An 18,016-nucleotide genomic window follows, 5' to 3' on the forward strand; every position below is an offset into this window, starting at 1 on the left:
AAAAAAGGAAGATAAATCAATTGATTCCTTAAAATATGGTGCATTTGTCACTGTTTTTTTATAAAATAGAGTGTAGAAAAATAAAATAAGGATGGTATTTCAATGAAAATAGCAATTGTCACGGATAGTACAGCTTACATTCCGAAAGAATTGCGTGAACAACTCGATATTCATATGATTCCGCTAAACGTCATATTTGGTCATGAAGCGTACCAGGAAGAAGTCGAACTTACGGTTGACCAATTTTATGAAGAAGTAAAGGCACGCGAAGATTTACCGACGACTTCCCAGCCGGCTGTAGGCTTGTTCGTCGAATTGTTTGAAAAACTCGCTCAAGAATACGAAGCGGTGATAAGTATTCATTTATCAAGCGGTATTAGCGGTACCTATCAAGGAGCTGTTACAGCTGGTCAAATGGTCGAAGGCATTCAAGTATACCCGTTCGACTCCGAAATTAGCTGTATGATTCAAGGATTTTATGCGCTTGAAGCGGCGGTTCTTGCCAAACAAGGAAAATCTCCTGAAGATATTATGGCTCATTTAGACAAAATTAAGTCACGTAGCGAGGCGTACTTTATGGTCGATGATTTATCTCATCTACAACGCGGCGGTCGTTTATCAAGCGCTCAAGCGATTATCGGAAGCTTGCTACAAGTAAAGCCACTCCTTCATTTTGAAAACAAAAAAATCGTTCCGTTTGAAAAAATTCGTACGCGTAAAAAAGCACTTAAACGTATTGTCGAATTGTTTGATGAAGTGGCTAGCAAAGGGGAGCCGCTTAAAGCGTGTGTCATTCACGGCAACCGTGAAGAAGAGGCGCTTGCCTTTAAACAGGAGCTTGAGGAAAAATATCCTCACGTTGAGTTTTATTTAAGTTATTTTGGTCCAGTCATCGGTACGCATCTCGGTGAAGGAGCCATGGGGCTCGGCTGGGTGCACTCTGATACAAAATATGAATAAGGAAACAACACGAACAGCGCCATTTCTTCTAAGGAAGAGTGGCGCTTGTTTTATCATTATAAATTAAAGGAGGAGAATTCTATTTGCGTTTTTCTATCGTGAATCAACGCTTATTACCAGAAGTGCTTGGGTCAAAGGGCATTACTGAGTGGCAACCGATTTCCTCTTTTTCCTCGCTACCATCCATTCCGATCAATTCCACCTTCTCTTACTTGTCAGATCTGCAACAATTCCTCGTTGGACGCGCACTCCTGCTAGACGAACTTCCGTTTTCTATCGAACAGATTCACTCCCACTACGAACATGGGTATGTCACCTATATGAAAGGGATTATAAAAAGGAACAACAAATGGGTATGTGGGCGGTGTGGAAACGATGATCCGTTTTATATTACTTCGTTTCCGTGTGCGCGTTGTCAGGAAACATGCACGTATTGTCGTAGGTGCATTCAAATGGGACGGGTGTCTACGTGTACACCGCTTGTTCGCTGGACTGGGCCGGACGTAACGTTTCAAATAGACCGGGATGTGCTAGTATGGGACGGCCACTTGTCACCGGGGCAACAGATGGCTTCCGATGCGGTGGTGGAAGCAGTCCGAACTAACTCCGTCCTTCTCGTATGGGCAGTATGTGGAGCTGGAAAAACGGAAGTTGTGTTTCAAGGCATTTCCGAAGCCCTTCGACAAAACAAGCGAGTATGTATTGCGATTCCGAGACGCGATGTCGTCCAAGAGCTCACTCCTCGATTGCAGCGCGTATTTCCAAACGTAAAAGTCGTTTCCTTGTACGGGGGAAGTGAAGAACGACATACATTTTCTCCGCTAGTTGTCGCGACGACGCATCAACTGTATCGCTTTTACGAAGCGTTCGATTGTATGATCGTCGATGAAGTCGATGCGTTTCCATATAGCTATGTTAAAACGTTGCAATGGGCTGTTCAAAAAGCCCGGAAGCCAAAGTCCTCACTGATTTTATTAACCGCTACCCCAACGGCCCAATGGCAAAAAGAATGTAAGATTAGAAAAAGGCGGCATGTTATGATTCCGGCTCGATTCCATCGCCATCCTCTTCCGGTTCCTCAGCTTCAATGGTGTGGCAACTGGAAAAAACAAATGGCCAAAGGTCGTATCCCTTCCCCGATTCTCCGCTGGGTCAACGAACGACTTCACCAACAAAAGCAAGCCTTTCTCTTTTTCCCGGATATTGACTTAATGAAACAAGCGTTGCCACTTTTTCAGCGATTGAATCCAAATATTGAAGCAGTGCATGCGGACGATCCTGACCGCTCTGAAAAAGTCGAACGGATGCGAAAGGGCGAGATTCCGATTCTACTTACGACCACGATTTTAGAGAGGGGTGTCACGATTCCGAACCTCGATGTGGCCGTCATCGGTGCCGACCACTCCATTTTTACCGAAAGCGCCCTTGTCCAAATGGCTGGCCGCGTCGGTCGCAGTCCCCAATACCCAACCGGAAACGTAACCTTTTTTCATTATGGCTTAACGAACGAAATGGTCCGCGCCGTCCGTCACATTCAACGAATGAACACGGAAGCGAGAAAGCGGGGGTTAATCGATGGGTGAGCGGTGTCTCATTTGTGAAGGAGACCTCGGCACGTCTTTTACATGGAAGGATTTATTTACGTTTCATCGAGAGCAGATTTGCACTAATTGTCAGGAAAAACTGGAACCAATCCAAGGTGAAGTATGTCAAAAATGTTCTCGACCAAAAGAATTAGTCTCATCCTCTTATTGGAAGGATGAGTACTGCTATGATTGCGTCCGGTGGGAATCAGACCCTACATGGCAAGGAGTATTGGAGAAAAACACGTCTCTTTTCGTCTACAACGATTTTTTAAAAGACGTCATCGCCCGCTGGAAGTTTCGCGGAGACTATGCTCTTGCCTCTGTTTTTCAACCATTGATTACTAAGAAACTTAAATCGATATCTTTTGATGTACTCATTCCGATTCCGCTAAGTGTCGAACGATTATACGAGCGTGGATTTAACCAAGCGGAAGCGTTAGTTTCTGGACTTACCATCAGAAATGTTTTGAAAAGGACGCATTCTGAAAAGCAATCGAAAAAATCACGGGCGGAGCGAATGGATTATGCTCCGATTTTTCATCTGGTGTCTAAAGAAACAATCGCGTCCAAACGTATCTTATTAATTGATGATATTTATACAACCGGGGCAACTCTCCATTATGCAGCCAAACTTCTTCGAGGCCATGGGGCAAAAAGTGTTTCCTCCCTCACGTTAGCTCGGGGATAAAAAGGACTTATAGATTTAAAAAATGTGCCGATATAAGTAGTAAGAGGGTGTTTGATTAGGAGGAAAAAACGAACATGGAATTACTAAACTGTCCAACATGTAACGCGATTTTCGTAAAAAATAAATTCCGAGATGTATGTGAAAAATGTTTTCGCGAAGAAGAAAAAGCATACGAAACGGTGTACCAATTTTTACGGAAACGGGAAAATCGGGCAGCAACCATGAGTCAAGTTGTAGAAGCGACAGGGGTTGAAGAAGACCTTCTTTATAAGTTTATTCGTAAAGGACGTTTAAAACTGACACAGTTCCCGAATTTAGGCTACCCGTGTGATCGCTGCGGGAAGCTCATTCGAGAAGGTCGGATTTGTGACGTGTGCGCCCAAGAGATTAAGAGCGACCTTGAACAATTTCAAGCGGAGCAGGAACGTCAAAAAGAAATGAAGGAGAAAAATAAAACGTATTATACATTAGACAAACGATACGATTGACTTAACAAGGGCGAGTGTGTTTATCGATTTTTCTTTTATAATATAGATAGATTCAATTGCTTTCCTAAATGATGAACCATTCATGTCGATATATAGATTAGAAGAGATAAGGACGGAAAAAAGGAGGGAAATTGTATGAAAATCCATCGTTTCGGTCCCATGGGAGTAAACCCGTATCAACGGAACTTCCAGCCATCAGCAGCAAACGTTAAAAAAGGGTCGAAGGTAAGCGATCAAGTAGAAATTTCTAAGGCGGCTAAACAAATGCAGCAGGCGTCCCAACTCATCAACGAACGCCAAGCGAAAGTGAACGAGCTAAAAATTCAAGTACAGAACGGTACGTACAAAGTAGATACGAAAGCAGTGGCTAAAAGTATGGTGAACTTTTATTCGAATGGTGAGCGGTCATAGAAAGAAGGGATCGGTATGACGATTACGAACATTGTTGAGAATTTACAAGATTTATATGAACTTCACAATCAGTTATTGGAGCTGGGCATTCAAAAAACAGAGGTTATTAAAAAGGGACAATCTGATCAGCTACAAGAGATGATGAAACATGAACAAGCCCTGTTAGCGACCATTCAAAAAAAAGAAAACGAACGCCAACAGCTTGTTCAAGCATTTTTCCATCAACATGGAGTATTTGACAAAGAGCAAACCATCTCCAATTGCCTCTCCTTCTGCCGTGAAGAAGAGCGAACACGATTGAGTGAAAAGCAGCAAAAGCTTCTTCAAGTGATCGAACGATTAAAAGAACGCAACGAACTTAATCAACAACTTTTATACCAATCCCTTCAGTACGTGAATATAAGTTTGCATTTGCTAAGGCCACAACCGGAACAAACAACGTATTCGCATCCGATGAAACGGAACAACAATCATTCTACATCGATGTTTGATTCGAAAGCATAAGGCACTCGAACGGAAGAACGGAGGAAATAACCAATGAAATCCACATTTTTTGGATTGGAAATCGCCCGCAGAGGGTTGATGACTCAACAAACCGCTTTACAAACGGTAAGCCACAATATTGCTAATGCCAATACACCGGGATATTCACGTCAACGAGTGAACTTTGTCCAAACGGAACCATATCCAGCGGCGTCGTTAAACCGACCGCAAATTCCTGGTCAGATGGGGACAGGGGTAGAGGCAGGTTCCATTGAACGTGTTCGGGATCACTTTTTAGACGTTCAATATCGTGGGGAAAATAATAAATTAGGCTATTGGCAAACGAAACAAGAAGCGTTAAAGAAAATGGAAGAAATTATGAATGAGCCTTCTGAATCCGGATTGTCCCAAACGATGGATTTATTTTGGCAGTCGTTGCAAGATTTGGCCGTAAACCCGATGAACCCAGGGGCTCGGTCGGTTGTCCGCCAACGGGGAATTGCCGTTGCTGAGACGTTTAATTATTTATCTTCTTCGTTAAACGGTGTACGCCAAGATTTAAAAAATGAAATTGAAGTAACAGAAAAACAAATTAACTCGTTGTTACAGCAAATTCACCAAATTAATAACCAAATTAGCGATGTCGAGCCACATGGGTATTTGCCCAATGACCTGTATGATGAACGAGATCGCCTTCTTGATGAGCTTTCGCAACTAGTGAATATCCAAGTAACCTATGAAAAAAATGATGGAAACTCGAAAGCCATTGCCGAAGGAAAAGCGATTGTTAAGCTCGTTACGGATGGAATGCCAGGAGCTACTCTTGTGGATGCCCTAGGTTACAACAAGGTAACTATAAATTTTAGCGGAAGTTCAAATACGGTAAACGAAATTTCGGTTGGAAGTACGGTGATTCGTGCGGACGATTTTACGTATAGTGGGAAATTAAGAGGCTTAATCGATTCGTATGGGTTTGAGGACGGAAGTGGAAATGTAAAAGGTATTTATCCGAACATGCTCGCTGAATTAGATAGTTTAGCATATACGTTTGCTGTTCGCTTTAATGAACAACATGAAGATGGAAAGTCTCCAAATGTGATCGACGGTACATCCACATCAGTCCCTCCATTTTTTAAAGACAAAGAAAATGGAACAATTGATGGAACAACGCCAAAAGAAGGATTTGCCGGACGAATGGCTATTGCGGATGAAATCTTAACTGATCTGAACAACATTGCGAACGCAGATGCATCGAATCCAGTACACGGAGATGCCCAAAATATTATAAAACTAGCCAATATTATCGTAAGTGAAAAATTAAATTACGGAACGTATCCTTCAACGTTTAAAGATTATTATGAATCCGTCATTGGCGATATGGCGGTGCAATCGCAAGAGGCGGTACGATTATCTTCTAATAGTAATGTATTACGCGAAGCAGTGGAACAACGCCGAATGTCGATGAGTTCGGTTTCTCTTGATGAAGAAATGACGAATATGATTCAGTTCCAGCATGCGTATAATGCAGCGGCTCGCATGATTACGTTACAAGACGAATTGCTCGACCGAATTATTAACGGCATGGGGACTGTAGGACGTTAAGGTAGGTGAAAAGTGATGCGTGTAACCCAAAGTATGTTAACTTCGAACTCATTAAAACACCTTTCCAACAGCTATGAACGCCTTGGAAAATTGCAGGACCAATTGGCGACTGGGAAAAAAATTACCCGTCCCTCTGATGATCCTGTCGTAGCAATGAAAGGGATGTATTATCGTTCGAACTTACAAGAGATTGAACAATATAAACGCAACCTTTCTGAGTTGTACTTGTGGATGGAAAACTCGGAAGCGGGGATTGAGCAAGCGAATAGCGGTTTACAACGGGTACGGGAGCTGGTGATCCAAGGTTCGAACGGAACGTTATCTCCTGAGGATTTACAATCGATTGCTAAAGAAATTGCCCAAATTAAAGAAGACTTAATAAGTGTGGCCAATACAAAAGTATCAGGAAGATATATTTTCCATGGAACAGATGTGAATAATTCACCACTAAAAAATCTTAATCCGCCGCAGGCAGCGGACAACATTACGGACCCTGTGCAACTGGCTAAAATTAATAGTTATAACATTGAAGTCTCAAGAGGCGTTTATTTACAAGCAAACGTCAATCCAGCAAACGTGTTTAGCCAGAAGCTTTGGGATACGGTACAAGGGATTCAAGATGCCCTTGAATCCGGAGACCAATCGAATTTAAATAACTTATTAAGTGACTTGGACGATGTCATGGACACGCTCTCGGCTGAACGTTCTGAACTTGGTGCCCGTTACAATCGATTGGAATTAGTGGATGACCGGTTAGCGCAACAAGAAGTGGTTGCTAACCGAATTTTGTCCGATAATGAGGATGCGGATATTGAACGGGTTATTACCGATTTAAAAACGCAAGAAAGTGTTCATCGTGCCGCACTTGGCGTAGGTGCCCGGATTATTCAACCGACATTATTAGACTTTTTACGTTAGAAGCTATACCAAGTGGGATAGCTTCTTTTTCTTCAAAATAAGTAAGGTGGTGATTACATGCAACTGCCGCAAATTCGCTTAGAGTCCCAGCAAGCAAAAATTCAAATGCACACGATTCCACCAAAACAATCGATTGAACAACTGCACGCTCAATTAGACCTTCAGCAGCCTCAAGCCAAATTAACGATCGAACGGACACCGGGGAAGCTCACGATTGATCAAACGAAAGCATGGGAAGACATGGACTTAAAGCACATATTTAGGAGAATCGAAGAGTTTGCACAAAAAGGATACGAGGATTGGTTAAAAGGACTCGAGCGGATGGCACAAGACGGGGATGAATTAATGAGGATTGAAAACGGCGGAAATCCGCTTGCCGAGCAAGCAAAAAGAAATAGTGAAAACCCAATCTATGATTTTAACATCGGCTTTGTGCCATCCCATTTCAGTGTAAAAATCAACTATGAACCAGCCAAGCTCAATATTCAATGGAAAGTAAATAAACCGATTAACAATACGAAACCGCAAAAACCTATAATTGAATATGAACCTGGAAAAGTCGAAATCGCAATGAAGCAATACGCTAATTTAAAAGTGGATTTTGCGAACTTAAAATTTGTAGGCATTAACTATGAACAACAAATTTAAAAAAGGAATGTGAAAAATGAACATTCAAACGAAGTATCACGGAGAAATGACCATTAATCTGACGGATATTATCACTTTTGAACAAGGAATTCCGGGATTTCCGGATGAAAATGAATTTGTCTTTTTACCGTTACCGGAGAATGATGTGTTTTTCATCATGCAATCCGTTAAAAGCGCTAACCTCGGATTTGTCGTTGTGAATCCCTTTCATTTTTTTAAAGACTACGATTTTACGTTACCGGATGCAGTAGTATCTCAACTTCAACTGACTTCAACGAACGAAGTAGAAGTGTATGTCATTTTGACCGTCCAAGATCCATTTACAAAAACGACGGCTAATCTTCAAGCCCCTGTCATTGTGAATCGTAATAAACAGCTAGGTAAGCAAGTGATATTAAACGACACGAACTATCGAACAAAACATCTATTGTTCGAAGCCCAACTTCAAGGGTCAAAGGGGTGAGAAGATGCTTGTCTTATCAAGAAAGCTAAATGAAGCGATTCAAATAGGGGATGACATTGAAATAAAAATTTTATCAATTACTAATGACCAAGTGAAAATCGGCATCAAAGCCCCCAAACATCTTGAAATTTATCGAAAAGAGATTTACATAGACATTCAAAAAGAAAACGCCGAAGCATCGAAAGAAGTGAATAATCTACTATCACTCTTAAAACAAAACAACGACAAATCTCGATAAATTTTTTCAAAAACCTATAAAAATAGGAATTATCTATCCGATATAAAGAGTGAACGGGAGAAGATGAGGCGGCCGACTCATCTTCTCCAAAACCAATTGGCCCACAAGGACGTAGGCCGTAAAATTCAAGGAGGAATGATTTTTTATGCGTATTAATCACAATATTGCAGCGTTAAACACGTATCGTCAGTTAACTGCTGGTACAGCTGCAGCAGGAAAATCAATGGAAAAACTATCTTCAGGTCTTCGCATTAACCGCGCTGGTGACGACGCAGCAGGTCTTGCCATCTCTGAAAAAATGCGTGGTCAAATTCGCGGACTTGAAATGGCTTCTAAAAACGCGCAAGACGGTATCTCTTTAATCCAAACAGCTGAAGGTGCGTTAAACGAAACTCACTCTATTTTACAACGTATGCGTGAGTTAGCAGTTCAAGCATCAAACGATACAAATACAGCAGCTGATCGTGAAGAGATTCAAAAAGAAATCGATCAGCTTGTAGATGAAATTGACCGAATTGCAAATACTACTGAGTTTAACACAAAGAAATTACTAAATGGTAGTATTGGATTAAGTGTAAGTGACACTTCTATTGCGTCTAAAGTTAGTATGACGGCTGATACTCAAAATGGAACTTACACAATCGATTTGACTGGTGCTACTTTAGGGACTCGAGCAACAACGACTGCTATAGCTACAGATGCTAGTGGGTTAGCTCAAGGTACAGGTATATTAACAGTAAATGGTGTTGACTTTGCTGTTGATACTACTACTAAACTAGAAGATTTAGCAGCTGATATTACTGCCAAAGTTGATGGAGTAGAAGCAATCTATGACAATGTTGCTAACACATTTGAAATTCGTACAATTGAAGTAGGTGCGGATCAGACTTTAGATGTTTCTGCAAGTGCTGATAACTTAATAAACAGTGAAACTTGGAACGCATCAGCTGTTAGTGATACTGGAACTAACATTTCAGGTGTTAACGTAGATGGTATGGGTGCTAACACTAATGTTGCATATGATGGTAATAAAGTTATTGTAACTGGTGGTAATGCAAAAGGTTTAGAGTTCACCGCAAATCAAGCGGGTGCAGGTGTAACTGTTGATATTACTGTTGGGGGATCATTAAACTTCCACATTGGTGCTAATGAAGATCAAACAATGAATGTATCTGTAAATGCCATGGATGCTAGCAACCTTGGAGTGTCATCACTTGATGTAACTACGGCAGTAGGTGCAGAGAATGCTATTACTACAATTGACGATGCTATTCAGACTGTTTCTGCTGAACGTTCTAAACTAGGTGCTTACCAAAACCGCTTAGAGCACACAATCAACAACTTAGGAACATCAGCTGAAAACTTAACAGCTGCTGAGTCCCGTATCCGTGACGTAGACATGGCAAAAGAAATGATGGAGTTCACAAAGAACAACATCCTCTCTCAAGCAGCACAAGCAATGTTAGCTCAATCCAATCAAATGCCACAAGGAGTATTACAACTTCTTAGGTAATTAGGATTGGAAGGGCGTCTAGTCTGGAAACGGGCTAGAGGATCACTGGGTGAATTGCTGGGAGTTCCTAAAGCTCCATCAACCACAACGTAGCCGGAAACGGCAGGCGTGAAGGTTTGAAAATGATGGAGATGAAACAATGGATAATCAGCAGCCAAGCTCCTGTGAGGAAACTCTGGAGAAGGTTCAACGACTAGGATAAACCACCTAAAGCGATAAAGCTATGGTGATGAAATCCGTAGGGTGGCAAGTGCCATTCGAAGTGCCCAGCCCCTAACTAGCGGAAAGCTAGAGGGTGAAGATATAGTCTACACAACGGTCGAAAGACGTTGAGGCATGGCAAGCCAACCAACAACCACAAGGAGTACTTCAATTACTTCGATAATTACAAATTTAGTCGCCTCATTTTGAGGTGACTTTTTTCATTTTTTATGGCTCTATAATAAATGTTGGGGTTTTCATACAATTTTGGTCAAAAAAAAAGACACGCAACCCCGTCATTCTTTTATACTTGAATTGTCCAGAAACAAGTAAAAAGAATGGAGTTGCGTGTACTATGAATTCTATCATGAATATCCCAGGATTAAAAGACTGTCAGGTGATAAAAATGGAGGAGCGTAAAGGGGAAATCCTCCTCTATGTGGAAATGGAGCGAAAGCCACACCCTTGTCCTGACTGTGGTCAGCTCACCAACAAAGTTCATGATTATCGATGGCAAAAAGTTCAACATTTAAAATGGTTTGAACGGATGACGTATATTTGGTATAAACGTCGTCGATATGCCTGTGCTTGTGGAAAACGCTTTTCCGAAAAGAATACGTTTGTCAAACGATATCAACGAACATCGATTGAATGGAATCAGGCCGTGTCCGTATGCGCTATTAAGGGAAAGACATTTAAGGAAGTAGGGGATGTTTACGGTACCTCATCCACGACCATTATGAGGCGATTTGATCAAATCGCTCAAACGGAAGTCAAGCAAGTAGAGTCACTACCTCGAGTGATTGCGATTGATGAATATAAAGGAGATACAAGGGAAGGAAAGTATCAACTCATCATCGCCGATGGGATCACAAAGCAACCCCTAGACATCCTACCGAACCGAAATAAAAAGACGATAAAAGACTACCTTCAAAGGCATGGTCACCACGTTCAAGTGGTGATTATGGATATGAGTCCTTCTTTTAAGGCAGCCGTTCGTTCGGCCCTAGGGAACCCAGTGATCGTGGCGGATCGTTTTCATTTTTGTCGTTATATTTATTGGGGGATTGATCGAGTTCGCAGGCGTATTCAGCAGCAGTTTCACGACTATGACCGTAAAAAGTGCAAAAGAAAAAGGTACATTTTTTATAAACCTCAAAACACTTTAACTGAAGACGATCAGTGGCATTTAGAACGCTATTTGAATATGTCGGAAGAGCTAAAAAAAGCCTATGAACTAAAAGAACGTTATCAATCGTGGTTTAACCGAGCGAAAGAGATCGGTCAAGAAATGATTAAAGAGGTAAAAAAAGAGCTGGAAGCATTTTATCAAGTAGTAGAGGAATCAGGAATTCCAGAGATGAAACAACGATAGAAACGTTTCGAAATTGGCAAGTAGAAATCCTGAATAGCTTTGTGTATGGTCATTCCAATGGCTTTTTGGAAGGAATCAATAATACGACAAAAGTCATCAAGCGAAACGGCTATGGATATAAAAACTTCAAGAGATTTCGAGCAAGAATCTTATTGAGACATCAGTATAAAGGAATGGGTCTACATATAGGATAAGGGGTGGCCTGATTTCTTTACCACCCCAACATTTGACGGAGAACCTTTTTTATAAAAAATTTATTAAAAAGTGTTAAACATTTTTGATTACCTCCGATAAAAAAGATGAAAGGGAAAACATAGCATGCTATGTAACAAAATCCAATAATGTAACTTTATGTTTTCGAAAAATTTAATAGATTAATGACGCTCAAGGATGAGTGAACAAGACTTATTTCATACTGCAGGAGGCGGTTTGAGATAGGTGTGTTTGCTCATCCTTTTTTCTTTGGGGAAATACAAATTTTGTCGGAATATGTAGAAATTTTTAGTCTTGTAAATGTATGTATAGGTAATTTATCCTATTATTTGTGTGTTAAATGGATACAACAATTCAATTAAATTACATTTATAAAGACTTGTTTACTAGTATTTTATTACTACTAAATTCTGTGGAGGGAACTTAAAAGATGTTAGTTTTAGGTAGAAGACCTGGTGAATATGTCGTTATAAATGACAACATTATTGTCAAAGTAGTAAAAAGCAACAAAGGAGATTTAAGATTAGCAATCGATGCACCAAAAGAAGTCTCCATCGTTCGAGGAGAAGTATACGAAGCAAGTAAAAATTTTAATAATACATGAAACCTCAAGGATGAGTGTTTATGGATGTGCAGGAGGCATATCGATATCACTCATCCTTTTTTGCTATTCATAACTTCCCTCCACTATCTTCATCAATCTATTTAATATCCTCTTCTAAAAAAGAGGTTATTAATACAAAAAGTGGGTAAAACGGATGTTCCCACAAAAAATTAAAAACATGGAGGTAATGTAAATGAGAATTAATCACAACATTACGGCGTTAAACACTTATCGTCAATTAACTTCAGGTTCTATGGCAGCAACTAAATCTATGGAAAAATTATCTTCTGGACTTCGCATTAACCGTGCTGGCGACGACGCAGCAGGTCTTGCGATCTCAGAAAAAATGCGTGGACAAATTCGTGGGTTAGAGCAAGCTCAACGAAATGCACAAGATGGTATTTCCTTAATTCAAACTGCTGAAGGTGCATTAAATGAAACACATGCTATCCTTCAACGTATGCGTGAATTAGCTGTTCAAGCTTCAAACGATACAAATACTGATGAGGACCGACAAGCAATTCAGGATGAGGTTAAACAATTAAAAGATGAAATCAATCGAATTGCAGATACTACAGAATTTAATACACAAAAATTGCTGGATGGTTCAAAAGGGGCTAAAACAACAAGTGCGGATCTTACAGGTGGAGTGGCTTTAACCGCGTCAGCAGCATCCCCTATTGTAATTAAAGATGGTAGTGAAACAAAGAATAATGTTATTTCTGTGCTTTATAATGATGGGTCAGATGACCATATGTTAACAGTAGAATTTGATGAAGGAAGTTATGATGATTTAGTATCTTTTACAAAAGAATTTAATGACAAGTTGGCAGCTGCTGCGAGCGAATACGACACCGCATATGGTACTACGATTTCAACAAATTTAGGGAAGTTTACCCTAGGATTTGATGTAGATTCTGCAACAGGGACAGTTCAGTTTAAAATTAGTGACGACGGAACTGTTTCTGGTCAAACATTAACTATTAAAAAAAATGGGGCAAGTACAGAATTAGTTAATGCCTTAGGAATTAGTGGAGGCGATTTATCTCACACTGGTGGTGCAACAGCAGGTTCAACTGCAGCAGGGGCAAACTCACAGGATACTTCGGGAACAGATTTTCAATGGGATGCATTTTCAGTTGATTTAGAAGATGGTCTAAATCCAGAAGTTAACCAAAACAATGAACTAAAAATGGAAATGGACGGACTCCAATTAACTGCTGAAATTGCAGAAGGAAATTATACAGCCCTAAATGGCGTAGGTTCTTTATCAGAAGCTATTAAAAATTCCATAGAAACAGCAATTGATAATGCAGTAGATGCACTATCAGCTTCTGATTTGGAAGCGAAGGGTTACCGTGGTGCACTTGCGGATATGAAAACAGCTTATAAAAACGATTTAAAAGCAAATTTAAATGTAGAATTTAACACAGAAGGTAAATTAGAAATTAGTAACACTTATTTAATGGAAGTTGATGAAGGTTCGAAAGGTGCTATTACTGTTGGAATGACAAATGTAAATGCGGATATTAAAAATTCTGGTGTTACATTCCAAATCGGTTCTAATGCATCTCAAACTATGACAATTAGCATTAATGACATGAGTGCAAGTGCAATTGGTGAAACAACAACTAAAGCTGGAAATACACTAAAACTAGAAGATATTGATGTGTCAACAAAAGAGGGAGCACAAGATGCTATTGAAGTTCTTGATACTGCGATTAAGCAAGTTTCACAAGAACGTTCAAAATTAGGTGCATACCAAAATCGTTTAGAGCACACAATCAACAACTTAGGAACATCAGCTGAAAACTTAACAGCAGCAGAATCACGTATCCGTGACGTTGATTATGCCTTAGCTGCCTAAGTAGTGACAGGCACAGTCGTCCTAGCTGGAAACGGCTAGTGATTATGACCGGGTGAATTGCTGGGAACCCCTTAGAGCCTTTGACGCCACAACGTAGCTGGAAACGGCAAACGTGAGGGCTGGAAAAGTCAAAGGATTGGGCAACCGAGCAGCCAAGCTCCTGTGACGAAAGTCTGGAGAAGGTTCAACGACTAGGGTATACCGCCTAAGGCAATTGCTATGGCGATGAAACCCGTAGGTGAAGCAATGATGAGAGACATTGTGGATCCGAAGTGCCCGGCCCCTAACAGGTAAAGCTGAGGGTGAAGATATAGTCTAGTCATTTGCGAAAGCAAATGTTCGCACGATGGCGAAAGAAATGATGGAGTTCACAAAGAACAACATCCTCTCTCAAGCAGCACAATCTATGTTAGCTCAATCCAATCAAATGCCACAAGGAGTATTACAACTTCTTAGGTAATTAGGATTGGAAGGGCGTCTAGTCTGGAAACGGGCTAGAGGATCACTGGGTGAATTGCTGGGAGTTCCTAAAGCTCCATCAACCACAACGTAGCCGGAAACGGCAGGCGTGAAGGTTTGAAAATGATGGAGATGAAACAATGGATAATCAGCAGCCAAGCTCCTGTCTCGAAAGAGTGGAGAAGGTTCAACGACTAGGACATACCACCTAAGGCGAAACGCTATGGTGATGAAGTCCGTAGGTGAGGCAAGATAGCTGAACCGAAGTGCCCAGCCCCTAACTAGCGGTAAGCTAGCGGGTGAAGATATAGTCTACACAACGATCGAAAGACGTTGAGGCATGGCAAGCCAACCAACAACCACAAGGAGTTCTTCAATTACTCCGTTAATGATAAGCAAATGGAAAGAGATCCTAGGATACCTAGGGTCTCTTTTGTTTAAGTAAATACATCATTCACAATTTACTTCTTTCCATTTATATACTATTGACCAATAACTTCTCTTTAGAGCTTTATTGATTTCATCGATGGTAGCTCCTTGATGTTTCATTTCTTTAAGAAGTTGTATTTCTTTGTCTGAATATGGGTCTCATTCAGGGAACTTATTTTCCCATTTTACTTCCTCCGTTTTTAACCGTTCTTTCCAGTTTGTTTTGTAATACATAGATGGGCAGCTATGAATGACTGGAGCAATTGTTTCGAAGAAGAGAAACGTATCTTTCACTGATGTTGTTTTTAAAATCATTCCTTGTCCATCAGGGCGTTTGCTTAATCTAAATGTAATACCAAAATGGGTAGAAATATGTTGTTGTAATATTTGTAATTCGTGGGGAGGAAAACATTGCAAGTAGAGATAGATAGGAGGAGTTAGATAGATTTTTTTCTTTCGCTTGTTAATTCGTGAAGAGATGCAGAGTGAGCCGTCATCCATATATAAAATTGAAAGAAAATGTGGCAGTGTACAATATAACAATAAAGAAAGCGGCAGATGTTTGGTGCCATCATCATGATAAAAGAGAGGATATAACTTTGTAAACAATGGTAGAGAAGATGAACGAATACAATGACTTTTTTTGATAATATATAAAAGACCATCAAAAAATGAAACTTTCCATTTTCGATATTCCATTTGCTCGACGCCAAAATGTTCTCGGTAACTATGATTTTTTCTCCTATTATTTTTATAAAGTTTTGTGATTTCTCCATCACCGATAATGCTTGCAATTAAAATGTTTTGTTGTACTAGCGTTAGTTGGGATAGTTCATTCAATTAAATCACCTCATCAATCGAACATATGTTCTGCAATTAATTATACACAAAATTAAATGAAATTCATTTCTATATTTTTGTTTATTCTAACATCTACATTTTTACGTGATTTTGCCGATATAAAAAATAGAACTGTTTCTGTAAAGGAGCGGAAGATAATGACGGAACGTATTTCCCCACATGCCAATTCCTCATATTTATATACAAAGGTTCGTAACGAAAACAGTGCTGCTGATATTCAACAAAAAGAACTAAATAACGTAAATGTTGCTAACCAAGAAACTCAATTAATCGTATCTAAAAAAGACCTTGAAGAAGTAGTCCAAGGTCTCAATAAATTTTTACAACCAAGTCATACCCAACTGAAATTCGAATTACATGAGGATTTAGAAGAGTATTACGTTCAAATTATCGATGAAAAAACAAAAGAAGTCGTACGCGAAATCCCACCAAAAAAACTGTTAGATATGTATGCGAAAATGATGGAGCTTGTCGGGTTAGTGGTAGATAAAAAGATTTAGGATGGTGAGATCAATTGGTAAGTAACTTACGTATTGGTGGATTAGCAAGTGGAATGGACATTGATTCGCTTGTTAGTGAACTTATGGCTGTTGAGCGAATGCCGTTAGATAAACTTTATCAAAAGAAACAAACGCTCGAATGGCAACGTGACGACTATCGTTCGATGAACAGTTTGCTTCAAGAGCTAGATAAGTACATTTTTGATAATTTAACATTAAAAAGTAACTTTTTAAAGAAAAAGGTTTCAAGTTCTGATGAAAGTGTTATAACGGCTACGGCAACATCATCAGCTCCAAACATAGATACCACTATATCTGTAACGAAACTAGCAAAGTCAGCTACTTGGATCTCAGACGGAACAGAAAACTATGTTCAGGGAGCTCGAACGTTAAGTTTTACTGTGACGAATGGGGATGGAACGACACCTGCCAATCCGGTGACCATCTCCATTGATGCGAATGATACACTAGATACGGTGATTAATAAGCTTAACAGTAATAAAGACTTAGGGATTACCGTGTTTCACGATCCAGAAACGGACAAAGTGGTCGTGACAAAAAAAGATACTGGGGCAGCTGCAAGTTTAGTACTAAACGATAATGAGACCGCAATATTTTTCCAAGAGCTTGGGTTCACAGCCGCTGCATCTGGTGCTGAATTAACCGGAAAAACAGCAGGGGAAGATGCTCAATTTACGATTAACGGCTTGTCAACCACCCGTTCATCAAATACGTTTACAATTAATAACGTAACGTTTACGCTAAAAAAAGAAGGGGCTTCTGCTACGATTTCTACTTCAACCGACACGGATGCAATGTTTGACACGATTAAAGGGTTTGTCGAAAAGTACAATGAAATCATTGGAAAGATTAATGACAAAATTTCTGAAGAACGCTATCGAGATTATCTTCCGCTTACTGACAAACAAAAAGAAGCGATGACCGAAAAACAAATTGAACTGTGGGAAGAAAAGGCGAAAAGCGGTCTGTTACGAAGAGACCCGATTTTATCAAGTGGACTTTCTCAAATGCGATTAGATATTTATACAAGTGTCTCTGGCGGTACAATAAACACGAATTACGACTCTATTTCAGAAATCGGTATCACCACTTCTTCGAATTATTTAGAAAATGGTAAACTTATTATTGATGAAGCAAAGTTAAAAGCCGCATTAGAAGATGATCCAGAGGCCGTATATGAACTGTTTAATGCCAACGGTTCCGACCATCATACAAAAGGAATTGCACGACGTTTACGTGATACCGTGAAATCAACCATCGGTAACATCGAACAAAAAGCAGGTAAAACGTTATGGACAAGTCAACAGTATTCCATCGGTCGAAGCTTAATGCAGCTCGATAACCAAATCGACGCCTTCGAAGACCGCCTCATCCAAATCGAAGACCGGTACTGGCGTCAATTTACGGCAATGGAAAAAGCGATTAATATGTACAACTCACAAGCGATGTACCTAATGAATGCCTTCGGTGGGGGTATGTAATCAAAGG

General features: G+C 40.1%; 17 protein-coding genes and 3 pseudogenes. 19 read left to right on the forward strand and 1 reads right to left on the reverse strand.

From position 1 onward, the window contains the following. Nucleotides 1–102: 102 nt before the first annotated feature. The 17 genes and pseudogenes from H0Z31_01500 to H0Z31_01580 all read left to right on the forward strand — a co-directional run bounded on the left by H0Z31_01500 (nt 103) and on the right by H0Z31_01580 (nt 14,718). The gene (locus tag H0Z31_01500) at nt 103–960 is read left to right on the forward strand and encodes a DegV family protein (GenBank protein MBO8176113.1); all 858 of its coding nucleotides are present in this window, start codon (nt 103–105) and stop codon (nt 958–960) included. 320 nt (nt 961–1,280) lie between these two features. Beyond that, the gene (locus H0Z31_01505; GenBank protein MBO8176114.1) at nt 1,281–2,543 is read left to right on the forward strand and encodes a DEAD/DEAH box helicase; all 1,263 of its coding nucleotides are present in this window, start codon (nt 1,281–1,283) and stop codon (nt 2,541–2,543) included. Beyond that, nucleotides 2,536–3,234: a ComF family protein gene (locus H0Z31_01510; GenBank protein ID MBO8176115.1), complete on the forward strand. Its 699-nt coding sequence runs from the start codon at nt 2,536–2,538 to the stop codon at nt 3,232–3,234. Before H0Z31_01505 ends, H0Z31_01510 begins: the two co-directional genes overlap by 8 nt. A 74-nt stretch (nt 3,235–3,308) precedes the next feature. Beyond that, nucleotides 3,309–3,722: a hypothetical protein gene (locus H0Z31_01515; protein ID MBO8176116.1), complete on the forward strand. Its 414-nt coding sequence runs from the start codon at nt 3,309–3,311 to the stop codon at nt 3,720–3,722. 135 nt (nt 3,723–3,857) lie between these two features. After that, nucleotides 3,858–4,133: a flagellar biosynthesis anti-sigma factor FlgM gene (gene flgM, locus H0Z31_01520; protein ID MBO8176117.1), complete on the forward strand. Its 276-nt coding sequence runs from the start codon at nt 3,858–3,860 to the stop codon at nt 4,131–4,133. Between the two features lie 15 nt (nt 4,134–4,148). Then, the gene (locus H0Z31_01525) at nt 4,149–4,637 is read left to right on the forward strand and encodes a flagellar protein FlgN (GenBank protein MBO8176118.1); all 489 of its coding nucleotides are present in this window, start codon (nt 4,149–4,151) and stop codon (nt 4,635–4,637) included. A gap of 33 nt (nt 4,638–4,670) precedes the next feature. After that, nucleotides 4,671–6,218 carry a flagellar hook-associated protein FlgK gene (gene flgK, locus H0Z31_01530; protein MBO8176119.1) on the forward strand — a complete coding sequence of 516 codons (1,548 nt, stop codon included), beginning with the start codon at nt 4,671–4,673 and terminating at the stop codon, nt 6,216–6,218. A 15-nt stretch (nt 6,219–6,233) separates the two neighbouring features. Then, complete coding sequence (gene flgL / locus H0Z31_01535) at nt 6,234–7,136, forward strand: flagellar hook-associated protein FlgL (protein MBO8176120.1); 903 nt, start codon at nt 6,234–6,236, stop codon at nt 7,134–7,136. A 57-nt stretch (nt 7,137–7,193) separates the two neighbouring features. Then, a complete protein-coding gene (locus tag H0Z31_01540; GenBank protein ID MBO8176121.1) occupies nt 7,194–7,784 on the forward strand; it encodes a hypothetical protein in 591 nt (196 codons plus the stop codon). Nucleotides 7,785–7,800: 16 nt separating this feature from the next. Then, nucleotides 7,801–8,247 (forward strand): flagellar assembly protein FliW, encoded by a 447-nt coding sequence (fliW, locus tag H0Z31_01545; GenBank protein MBO8176122.1) that lies wholly within the window; start codon nt 7,801–7,803, stop codon nt 8,245–8,247. A gap of 4 nt (nt 8,248–8,251) precedes the next feature. Beyond that, the gene (gene csrA / locus H0Z31_01550) at nt 8,252–8,485 is read left to right on the forward strand and encodes a carbon storage regulator CsrA (protein ID MBO8176123.1); all 234 of its coding nucleotides are present in this window, start codon (nt 8,252–8,254) and stop codon (nt 8,483–8,485) included. Between the two features lie 145 nt (nt 8,486–8,630). Beyond that, nucleotides 8,631–9,998, forward strand: coding sequence for a flagellin protein FlaA (locus tag H0Z31_01555; GenBank protein ID MBO8176124.1), 1,368 nt, complete (start codon nt 8,631–8,633; stop codon nt 9,996–9,998). Between the two features lie 556 nt (nt 9,999–10,554). Further along, a pseudogene (locus H0Z31_01560) lies at nt 10,555–11,768 on the forward strand (ISL3 family transposase). 449 nt (nt 11,769–12,217) lie between these two features. Next, nucleotides 12,218–12,391 (forward strand): carbon storage regulator, encoded by a 174-nt coding sequence (locus H0Z31_01565; protein MBO8176125.1) that lies wholly within the window; start codon nt 12,218–12,220, stop codon nt 12,389–12,391. 193 nt (nt 12,392–12,584) lie between these two features. Further along, nucleotides 12,585–13,001, forward strand: a pseudogene (locus H0Z31_01570) (flagellin). 582 nt (nt 13,002–13,583) lie between these two features. Next, nucleotides 13,584–14,258 carry a hypothetical protein gene (locus tag H0Z31_01575; protein MBO8176126.1) on the forward strand — a complete coding sequence of 225 codons (675 nt, stop codon included), beginning with the start codon at nt 13,584–13,586 and terminating at the stop codon, nt 14,256–14,258. 346 nt (nt 14,259–14,604) lie between these two features. Then, nucleotides 14,605–14,718, forward strand: a complete 114-nt coding sequence (locus tag H0Z31_01580; protein MBO8176127.1) for a hypothetical protein — start codon at nt 14,605–14,607, stop codon at nt 14,716–14,718. Nucleotides 14,719–15,167: 449 nt separating this feature from the next. Here H0Z31_01580 and H0Z31_01585 read toward each other — a convergent pair. Further along, nucleotides 15,168–15,986 (reverse strand): annotated as a pseudogene (locus tag H0Z31_01585) (DNA endonuclease). A 158-nt stretch (nt 15,987–16,144) separates the two neighbouring features. On the opposite strand from H0Z31_01585, the gene flaG reads away from it, so the two are divergent. Continuing rightward, a complete protein-coding gene (gene flaG, locus H0Z31_01590) occupies nt 16,145–16,507 on the forward strand; it encodes a flagellar protein FlaG (protein MBO8176128.1) in 363 nt (120 codons plus the stop codon). Between the two features lie 14 nt (nt 16,508–16,521). After that, nucleotides 16,522–18,009: a flagellar hook-associated protein 2 gene (locus H0Z31_01595; protein MBO8176129.1), complete on the forward strand. Its 1,488-nt coding sequence runs from the start codon at nt 16,522–16,524 to the stop codon at nt 18,007–18,009. Nucleotides 18,010–18,016: the final 7 nt, after the last annotated feature.

The sequence above is a fragment of the Bacillus sp. (in: firmicutes) genome (genome assembly GCA_017656295.1).
Lineage (GTDB): Bacteria > Bacillota > Bacilli > Bacillales > JACDOC01 > JACDOC01.